The following is a 10,052-nucleotide window of genomic DNA, read 5'->3' on the forward strand; positions in this document are numbered from 1 at the left end:
GTCGTGCCCGGCAAGGGCAACATGATCCTGGTTATGCCGCAGGACATCCGGGTAGTGCCGGGCCTGAATCCCCGGATTCGAAACCAGCGCTACCTCGACCACTTGGCGCGCATCAAGCGCTCCATCATTCAGCACGGCTTCTATCAGGACAAGCCACTGGCTGGCTACGCCGGGATGGATGGCAGCAAGCCGGTCATTTTCATCACTGAGGGCGCCACGCGCCTTGCAGCTGCCATCGCCGCCATCGAAGAAGGCGCTCCACTGGAATACCTGCCCTTGGTGCTCAAGCCGGAAGGCACCTCCATGGAAGACCTCACGGTCGCCATGATGCGCTCCAATGAAGGGCTTGACTTCACGCCCCTCGAGCGCGCAGTCTTGTGTGCCCGCCTGCGAAAGTTCGGTTGGACGTTCGACCGTATAGCGACCGAGCTCGATGTCGATGCCTCCTACGTCCACCATCTGCTGACCTTGGCCGCCGCGCCGCCGGGCATCCGGCAGATGGTGGAAAAGGAAGAGACCACGGCCGGGACTGCCATCGAGGCTGTCCGCCAGCATGGTGAAAACGCCGAGCAAGTCCTCAAGGCCGCCTTGCAGAACTCGCCCAAGAAGAAGGTCACGCGCTCCATGCTTGATGGCCGCAAGAAGATCCTGACCAAGCAAGCCCCAGTGCTCTATGAGACGCTGGAAATGGTCAGCAAACACGAGGCCTTCCAGCAGCTGCCGGAAGAACTTCGCGCACAGATCGCCAAGTTGATTGAGCAAGTCAACGTCGCGACGCCCAGCGCGTCCACCGCGCCTGACGATACGCAGGCTGCAGACAACCTGGAACAAGCTGCCGCAGCCTGAACACCCCTCCATTGAGCCCTCTCCGAGAAATCGGGGAGGGTTTTTTTGGCCCGCAGATGCAGAGCGGTTTTGTAAGCACAGGTCAAACGACAAGGTTTAACGCCGCGACAGCCCCGGACGGTTGCGATAAAATTATCGAATCACACCCGTGATGCGCACCTCTGTGCGCCCCGAACGCCGAGCCTTCGGCGCTTCCATTCCCCTACAGGGCCCTGCTGCCCTGAGGGTGCTGGGCCCTTTTTTTTGGGCCCAACATGCTTTCCAAACAACTCACTGCGTCGCGCCCGAGCGCGCCTGCCAGTACCCAGAAGTCCATACTCACCCGCGAAGAGATCAAGCACGCCCTGGCTGCTGATCGGATTTTCGTGGCACGAAATCTGGCCGTTGGGGATGAGTCCTACATGGACGCCCATCTCCGAGACTACCCCTATGCCATGCTGGTCTATACCGGACCGCTTGGCAATATACGTGTCGCTGATGCATGGCGTTTCAACGCACGTGGCGAAGTCTATCCAGGCCACATCACACCAGTCCCCGTCATCCTGTCCGAGCTTCACCGCTTCGACCAGGCTGCGAGCGCGGTGCGGCGCAACCTGATTGCGCACACACAGGCCACACGCCAAATCCACGCCGGTTTCGTCAATGAACCCACCATGCGGGCCGCGCAGGTGCTATCCAGTGATTCGGCCGCATGGTCTTATCTGGCTGAAGCTGCACCGACCGGCCCAGACTGGTTAGGGCGGGCGTCCCGAGCGCTGCGGCACTTTGCAACAGCACACCGCACATTGTTCTCTCCTAACCCCATTTCCCTGAGTGAGGTGGAGTGGGCGGAAGTGGCTGCACAGTTCGACAGCGAAACCCTGCCGAAACCTGCTGCCAAGACCATCCAGGCCAAAGCCCCCGTCAAGATGACCGTTCTGGGCGGGGACATGGCATTGGAAGTGAAGGATATGCAAACTGCAGATGCTGCAGGCAGCAAACTCCCGGATCGGGCCATCCCGCCTGATGTACTGGAGGTGCTGAGACAAGCGCACGCTCAAGGCCCGCACATCTACCTGCCCACGGTACAGCTCGACAAGGCGCTGTACAGCCGGGTGGACAAGGTGCTGCGGGAACTGGGTGGCAAATGGGTAGGCGGCAGCCGCCGGGCACACACGTTCGACGTGGACGCACAGGACATCCTCTACGCAGCCGTGGCCACGGGGCGGTATGTGCGCCCTGCAGACCTGGGTTTCTTCCCCACGCCTGCGGCGCTGGTGAACAAGCTTCTGGCAAAGGCGAAGCTGGAACGAGGCATGCTGGTCATTGAGCCACAAGCAGGGGACGGGCGCATTGCCTGTCCCATGGCAGCCGCCGTGGGCGGCACCGAACTGGTGACCACCTGCGAGCTGATGGAGCGCAATGTCCAAAAGCTGCGCGAAGCAGGTTTCCAGAACGTGATTCACGGAGACTTCCTGCGCGTGGCGCCAAGTCCGAAGTTCGCGGCGGCGTGCATGAACCCTCCGTTCTCGCGCCACCAGGACATCGACCATGTATTGCACGCCTCACGGTTTGTGCAGAACGGGGGCACGGTGACCAGCTACATGTCATCGGCATGGATGCACAGCACGCACAAGCGCGCCCAGGAATTCAAGCGATTCCTTGATGCCGTGAAGGCAGAGGTGGAACAAGTCGATCCCGGAGCATTCCGTGAATCCGGCACTGATGTGGCAACCACCCTGGTGCATTTCAGCGTCTGATCAAGGTATCGACAGATACGCACGCAAGGCCCAGTGTCAATCGGAAGATTGGCCTGGGCGTTGCAACTCAACCGAAACAGAAAAATGAAAAACAAAAAGCGGCGCTCTGCGCCACTGCGGGCGCAGCAAAACTTTGCCCGCACCAGCGTCTTGCCTGAAACGGTGCGCATGGCCAAGCAGGGCTACACCCACCGCGTGGTCGCCTGGGTTCACCCCGAAGAGGGCGACGACATCATGGAGAGCATTTACTACAAGGGCATTCCACAAGATGCCGATGTGCGCAATCGCCTTCGGCAAAAAGGATCCACCGTACTCGATGACTACGAGGTTGTCCCGCTATAAGTCGCAGTCAGGCCTCGCGTCGGACAACAACCAAGCCCAGGCGCTCTATGCGGCCTGGGCTTTTTTCATTTGCGCGGCACTTTCGCCGCACGCCTCGCCAGCGACTCGATGGCGGGCGTATTGCCGATGTGCTCCAGCAGTCTTCTCTTCTGTTCCTCCTGAAGACCGCTGGCCTGGATCATGTCGGGCCATGCTTCGTATGCCTTCTTGGCCGTCTCGCGCACCACAGCTCCGATCTTGGGTTCCGGCAGGCCCGGGACCGCGGTGGCCAGGGCGCGGATAACCGCAGGCGAAATCCGCTCTTTGGTTTGGCTGGTCGGCGTGAACTTGAGCGCGTGCCCCTTGCCTTTGAGGAACGCCGCATAGGCCACCACATCGTAGGCTGGAGACAACTCGGGAGTGCGGCCATCGGCGTACAGCAGGCCGTAGTTTTTGACATGGCCATCAAAGTTGCCCAGAAGGTCGTTGACCACGATGCGGCGGATGAACTCTTCCAACGCAGGCATGCCCAATCCCGGAGTGCTCAGTAAAACCTTGGCCATGGTGGCGTAGTTCGCACGGGGGTGCTCGTACTTCAACGTCGGCGGTATGTTGAGCACCTGCGCAAAGTCTTCGCAATGGATGTGCTGCAGACCCTGCCGGTCGAAGCGCTTGACGGCCAGGAAGTGGCTTTCATCGCCGATGACGAACGGCTGGTCCGCATGAATCGCTGACAGCGGGGCCAGTGTGACCTCGCAGACATCCACCCCCGCCGCGCCAGCCATGCGCATGGAAAGTTCCTCCACCTGCGGCAGCAATGGAAACTGCACGGTGGGCAGCTTGGCGATGATGTGTACGCCCCGCTCGTCCTTGGCGCGGGCCACGTACCGCCCGCCAGAGAGCACCAGCGCCAGCTTGGGCTGCACCCCTGACAAGGAGGTGGCTTCTGGCAGTGGCATGGGCGACACGCTCATCTCCAGCGCATCGTTGTTCTGCGTCACAACTCGGGCAATGCTCTCCCGCGTCATGTCCGCCGGCGCCACGTACACTGCGCCGGGCAAGTCTGTGCCGCACATGCTCAGTAGGGCAAAGTCGTCGCCCTTGTCCAGATCCCCGATGCTTTCCAAGTGGGTGCGCAAAGGGCCTTCGGGCAGCATGTTCTGAAAGAAAGGCGGCAGCGCTTCACCTTCCCCGTTGAAAAACGGTTGCAGCGCGGCCTCCAGGACAAACTTGAAGCGGTCATCCGGGTTTTCCTGCACCGCGAACTGCGCCAGCACAGGCATATCGTCCAGCGTCCAGTAGCTGCGATCCGGCACCAGCCGCGTGATCGCAGAGGCACCTTCCCCGTACTGGAAAAGCTGGCCGACAAAACGCCGTCCTGCGCCTTGGCCCAAGAAAACATCCAGAGCCCGGTACTTCATGGCTTTGGCCCGGTGCCCCGACCGATCGAGGGCAGTCCAACCTGATTGGTGGTCGCATCGCCAAGGCGGCGCTCCAGGTCGGAAAGCACCGTGCGCTCCCCGGCGGTGGATTGCTCAAAGGATGCCGCTACCGCCTTGGGCATCAGCACCAGCTCCAGACCCAGCTCCGAAGCAACGGCCATGGCATTCGCCAGCCGGGGCGACACCTTGCCATCCAGCATCTGGCGCACGGCCACCGGGGACAACCCCGTGTTTCTGGCCAGATCCTTGAGCTTGACTCCCCGCTGCGCTTTCGCGGTGAGCAGCGATATCGAGAAATCCGCGAGGGTTTTCATGAACTATCTTTCTCTAATTCCGAAATCATAAACTAAAGTATGCCTTATCTGTCTCATAAACACAATTTAGATATGCTTTTCTGGAAAAAAGAAAGTTAACTTTTCAGTGAAACGCTACACAAGTGGTTTGATCTTGTTGACCGTTCGCGCTCGTGAGGCGAGATCCGCTTTGGTATAGATCGCGGTGGTGTTGATGTCGGCGTGCCCCAGCAGCTGCTGGACCTCACCCAGATCGCCGCCGCTCTCGCTCAGCGCGGCATGCGCGAATGTGTGACGCAGCCAGTGCGTGGAGGCCGCCAGAAAATCCGAGTTGGACTCCCCGGCCGTCGCTGCGCACTTTCTGAAAAAAGCTTTCAGCAAGCTATAGACCCGTGAGTGACTGAGCTTCCCGGTGGAATTTCCCTCCCTGCGGGCGTTGTGTGGCATGACGCCGTGGCTCCCAGCATTCGGTCGGGCCAGGCGCTCATCGAGCACCCCGATCAGGGGCATGTCATCGTCGCCTATCCGCGCATACATCGACCCCGGCATGCCGGTCAGTAGCTTCCGGTCCTCCAGGTGGTCGCGCAGCGCCTGCAGAGTCGCTTCATGGATGGGCACGACGCGCTCGCGCTCACCCTTGCCGACGAAACGCAGCGCCCACCCATCCGTCAATACGCCGTCAATGCGGTAACGCTCCATCTGCTTCCAGGTCGCGTCTGCGAGTTCGGCCCTGCGCAGGCCCGCGCTCCCCAGCAATCGCAAGATCGCCACTAGGCGGCGCTTGTGGGGCCCATCCCTCATCCGCCCCATCGTCTCCACGATCAGTTGCTTGTCCTGTTCAGAAAAGGAGCGCATCACATCGAGTTTGATGTCCTTACGCTTGGCCGGAGTGAAGGTCGCCATCGCGTTGAGGGTGATGTATCCGCTCTCTAACCATGTCGAAAACATGGAGCGAATCGCCGCATTCGTTTGCTCAATGGACTTGTCGTTCAGGGGCCCGCGCAGGGGCCTCCAGTCCGGGGCAGACTTCGTGCGCAGTCGCGGCTGCACCCAGTGGGCGGGTGGGGCTCGCAAAAACTCAAAAAACTCACGCAAGTCTGTGCTCGTGAGCGATGAGACAGCCTTGCGCCGTTCGATCACAGCCCACAGCACCAGCCGCTCGATGGCGCGTTGGTAGGCGTCCTGCGTGGCCAGGCTGCGTTCAGACAGCCTGTTCCTGAACCAGCCTTGAATGGCCTCGCGGTCGTTGCTGGCGTCGAGGGTGTTGATCCCGGTGCCCCTGTAGGTGCCATCCGCCCCATCGAGGGCACTGGGCCAGTTCAGTTCCGCCAGCGGGATCAGCCCGCGTCCGGTGTGTGCCGGCAGGTAAGGGCGGCCGGGCAGGGGGGGCAGGCCTGGGGCGGGAGTGACCACCGCACTCTCCAGCCAATTCACGATGCGCGCTCCACGGGTGCGCCCAAGGCGCGGCAAGCGCTCGTACCATCTGGCGCCGGTCAGCGCGATCCAGTCGATCAGGTTCCCCAAGGTCTCCACGCCCTGCGCCTGAATCGCCTGCAGCTGGCTGTCCGTGAAGGGAAGCCAGAGCTGCACCAGGTTCTCTCGATGCGGCCGAATGGCAAGGCGCCGGTCCAGCAGGTTGAGTGCATCTATTTTTCTGGCAAGAAGATCCTTGGCAGAGAGGGGAATGTCTTCGCGGGCATGGGGCTGATGCGAGGGTGGTGTGAGCGACGCCGTCAATTCCGGCTGCCCAGACGTTGCTGACGCCCCATACTTATCCTCGTATATCTCGACCAGCTCCTGCTCCGAGTACATGTCCTCGGGGAACTGCAGGGCGAACTCGGCCAGCGAAGGGGCGGAACCCGCGGGCTCGGGCGTGGCGTCGGGGGTGAGGGTTTCCGTGGCGTGGTCTGCAAGAGCTGCAGGGTCTGCACCCAAAACCTTGCCCTGGGCAACTGGCCACAGGAGGGACACGTGCTCCATCAATTCCGGATTGCCCTCTGCCGCCGCTGTGATGCGCTTTCTCAGGTCATCGGGGTAGGCATCGGCTGCGCTGCGCTCCATGGCGGGGCCAAGGTGCGACAGATAGCGCAATGCTGCTGTTCTGGGCGCGATCCCTTCCACAACGGCTCGCATGAATGCCATGTCGTCGGCGGTGATGGGCTGTTTGGAAATCTTCGCCTTCGCTCCCACCGGTCGGCCGCGACGACGACGGACTGCATCAGGCTGCGCAATCTCAAAGGGGCTGGGAGATTCATCAATAACGGCTGTGCCAGCCATCCGAAGGGCACCATCCGGGTTGGATAAGGGAGAGGTAAGCATCGCGGTCCCTCAGAAACCGTAGGGCCTGTCGCACCAGCGCCGAAGCACCTGATAGTCGCTCTCGGGGATTTCGACCTCGCCGGCCTCAGCGGCTTTTAGGATGCGCAGGCCCGCCCCGTCCTTGACGCGATTGCCGTGCAGCATGAAAAAGAACCATGCGAACGGGACGCCTACCTTTTGGTCTATGGCCTGCAGCTTCACCAGCAGCTCTGAGGGGGAGCCGCGCCGCGAATGAACCTCGGGCAACTTGAATTTGGTCGTCCACATGGGGATCAGCGATGCATCACGCTGATCCGTGCCTGGGATGGCGCCCTCGCTGGTTTTCATGACCCAGTGAGAGCACAGCCGCGCCCCTGACGCTCCAGCGCTGCTCTTGGCCCACTCCTGGAAAAAACGTACCGCCTTGTGCGGGTACTTGTCGAAGCTGGGATCGATCTCGCCGTAGCTGACGATCTCCTTGGGCTGCTTTGACGCTGCGCCGGAAACAGTGATGGACATCCTGCGGGCCCGGTCTCGACGCTCATCCTCAATGGCCTGCACACGGTCCAGAAACCCCTCGATGTCAACCACTCGGGTCAGCTTGTAACGGGGCTGGCCAATGACCAGCTGCTCCGCCTCGGGCAGCGGGTCGCCAGCAGCCTCATCGATCAAGTCACTCGCATTGCGCGGGGGCGCCCATTCTGCGCGCATGAGCTTGCAGTCCAGGCGTTCGCAGTGCATTTCGACTTCCAACTGCAGGAAGTTCGATTCGCGGCCGCCTCGATCCACAGTGAGGATGATGTGAGTAATGCTTGTTCGGCTCAATCGGAAATTGGCCTGAGACAGGCGTTCGTGGGTGGCAGGCGCGCTGGCCCCGTCGTTCACAAACTCCTGCAACAGCCAGGCGCGGTGGTCATCGTGAACCAGCTCGCCCTCGGCGGTAAACACACGTTGGTTGACCAGGTACCAGCCATCCCGCGAGGTGGCGATTTCTGCCACCTCAAAACCGGGGACTTTGCGCACAGCCTTCAGCAAGGCGTTGTGGGAAAAGCCGTTGCGCAGCTGCTTGGGGGCAACCGATGGCATCAGCGCTTCCAGTGTGAGGATGGATGAGGTGGGGTCGATCATGAGGGCGTCTATTAATTGAGCTTCAAACACACGCATCATAACTATCATTAAGCTGCGTGACAATTAATTCTAATCCTTGTGCGGACCCCGCCTTAAAATTTCATAATATGAAATTTGTCTCTAGCGGCGCGACAAGAGGCACCTGAAAAAGCGCCGCGAGTTTTGTACTTTTCTCACTGAGTTTTGTATTCTTGGCTCTTGGCAGGTCACCAGGTGCCGTCGCTCGGACTGGCTGTCGCGTGCAGATCAAGCGATGGTGCGGATTCGGTGGGCCACCAGCCAGCGTCGGCACCTCGGCCGCCAGGTGCCTCCACTGGCCAACGGCTGGCAAAAATACAAGACTCAGTGAGAAACACACAGGGAAATACAAAACTCAGTGAATACGGGGTACAAAACTTGGCGATCCAGCGGCCTCCAAGTCATTGATTTGTGTTGACCACCAGGTCGGCTCTTGAGGACTCGCGACACCGACAAGAAACACCCCCTCCAATGGGCCGTTCTACGACAAGATCGTCCTAGCGATGGGCAATTGCGTTCCGAGAGGAATTTGTTGACCGGGAGCAGCGCGTCAACATCAACCTAGCTAACCAGTCCGTCCAGGTCGCCGCACGGCAAGCGGGCCAAACGCCCGCGCTCTGGAATAGGCCCCCAGCGAATCATTGCCTGCCCGTTGATCGAGTGGTCATCAATGCGACAATGAACCGTACTAAACAGATCACCCTGGGAGGGGCATTGGGACTAGTTATTCAGGGCACGAAGGTGGTTGTTGATCACAGCTCAAGGGAGCATCTGATCACTACGCTCTCTGGGAATCCAAAGCAGTACACAGTCGAGAACGAGCTGGGTTCCATCGACGTCTTTTCCGTATTTACGCGTCTCAAGGCGACCTCACAAGAACGGCGGGATCGTGCAGCGCGGAAAATTGGGGACAACTGCCCGATGATTTACGCTCTGAAGGGGAAGGATGGTTTGGTTACGGGTTACCGCAGCGTGCGCGAGATGCTGCTCATCGGCGAGCAAATCGTAAGACAGCATCTTGTATTTGGTGATCCCCCGGTGATCGTTTGCATCCCCTCTTCTCACTCCATCGTCAGGCACGTGGCAGAGCAGCTCAAAAAACACCTTCAGCTAACCATCATTGATGGGCTTCTTGCCAAGGCTACCGTCGCGTCAGCTGTAGCTGACCTTGATAGGGCCATAGCATCGAGTAAGAGCTATCAAGACAGCAAGACCCTTCAGAACATTCGCCAGGTCGTGAAAAAACAGCAGGTGCTCGCACTAAAGGACGTTCACACCCGATTTCGCCATCTGATCCAACCAATCGCGGCTGGGCCTCAGGCGGTTAAAAATCCCTACCCGTCCATTCTCCTGGTGGATGACCTTGTATCCAGCGGCACGTCACTGATTGCTGCCAAGAACGTGCTAAGGTCAACCCAGCAAGGAGAGAGCTTCACGGCCCTATCCCTCTTCAGCAAGGCTTGAGTCATGCTTGTCCTCAGGGGTTGCAAAGGTTGGTAGGTTCTAGTACCATAGGCACTGAGCGTGATTGAGTCTCCCCGCTCGTTAAATATATGAAGAGACCCGCGTAGCACTCCCCATGGTCAGTTCGTAAAGAGCAGAAAGTGGGAAGGTTAGGCAGCGGCTAACCATCTTGGGCGACTATGTCGCCCACCTTATTCAAAGGCCCACCCTCCGGTGGGCCTTTTTTCTTGTGTACGCTTCTAACGCCTTTTTGAGTTCGAAGCAACGCAGGCCAGCACTAGGCCCACCCTGCCGCGCCGTGTGCCTACGTCCGAACTGGGGCATCTGTGATTTCATACAGTAGTGCACAATCCCGGTCATGCCCTCCGACCAGATCGTCCAAACCGCCCTCGCCTTCCTTGGCCCGACTGCCATATGGCTGTCGCAGAGCCGCAGCCAGCAGATCCAGCGCTGGGCCTGCATCGTTGGTCTGATTGGCCAGCCGTTCTGGTTTTGGTCCGTGT

At 60.0% G+C, this 10,052-nt stretch carries 7 protein-coding genes and 1 pseudogene; 4 read left to right on the plus strand and 4 right to left on the minus strand.

Translation table 11 applies throughout. The annotated features are described in order from the left end of the window. From KYG_RS00595 to KYG_RS00605, 3 genes and pseudogenes are all read left to right on the plus strand, one after another. Nucleotides 1-846, plus strand: a pseudogene (locus KYG_RS00595) (hypothetical protein); the annotation flags it as partial. Nucleotides 847-1,100: 254 nt separating this feature from the next. Continuing rightward, nucleotides 1,101-2,585, plus strand: coding sequence for a class I SAM-dependent methyltransferase (locus tag KYG_RS00600; RefSeq protein ID WP_034692394.1), 1,485 nt, complete (start codon nt 1,101-1,103; stop codon nt 2,583-2,585). 84 nt (nt 2,586-2,669) lie between these two features. Then, complete coding sequence (locus KYG_RS00605; protein WP_009871339.1) at nt 2,670-2,927, plus strand: hypothetical protein; 258 nt, start codon at nt 2,670-2,672, stop codon at nt 2,925-2,927. A gap of 65 nt (nt 2,928-2,992) precedes the next feature. On the opposite strand, the gene KYG_RS00610 is transcribed toward KYG_RS00605, so the two are convergent. From KYG_RS00610 to KYG_RS00625, 4 genes are all read right to left on the minus strand, one after another. Beyond that, complete coding sequence (locus KYG_RS00610; protein WP_034692396.1) at nt 2,993-4,327, minus strand: type II toxin-antitoxin system HipA family toxin; 1,335 nt, start codon at nt 4,325-4,327, stop codon at nt 2,993-2,995. After that, nucleotides 4,324-4,662, minus strand: a complete 339-nt coding sequence (locus tag KYG_RS00615) for a helix-turn-helix transcriptional regulator (RefSeq protein ID WP_009871341.1) — start codon at nt 4,660-4,662, stop codon at nt 4,324-4,326. The genes KYG_RS00610 and KYG_RS00615 overlap by 4 nt, the downstream gene beginning before the upstream one ends. Before the next feature lie 114 nt (nt 4,663-4,776). Continuing rightward, a complete protein-coding gene (locus tag KYG_RS00620; RefSeq protein ID WP_085942458.1) occupies nt 4,777-6,960 on the minus strand; it encodes a tyrosine-type recombinase/integrase in 2,184 nt (727 codons plus the stop codon). Between the two features lie 9 nt (nt 6,961-6,969). Next, nucleotides 6,970-8,067, minus strand: coding sequence for a hypothetical protein (locus KYG_RS00625; RefSeq protein ID WP_009871343.1), 1,098 nt, complete (start codon nt 8,065-8,067; stop codon nt 6,970-6,972). Nucleotides 8,068-8,763: 696 nt separating this feature from the next. Here KYG_RS00625 and KYG_RS00630 point away from each other — a divergent pair. Next, complete coding sequence (locus tag KYG_RS00630; protein ID WP_009871344.1) at nt 8,764-9,549, plus strand: phosphoribosyltransferase; 786 nt, start codon at nt 8,764-8,766, stop codon at nt 9,547-9,549. Nucleotides 9,550-10,052: the final 503 nt, after the last annotated feature.

This window comes from Acidovorax sp. NO-1 (assembly GCF_000238595.1).
In the GTDB taxonomy this organism is placed as follows: Bacteria; Pseudomonadota; Gammaproteobacteria; order Burkholderiales; family Burkholderiaceae_C; genus Acidovorax.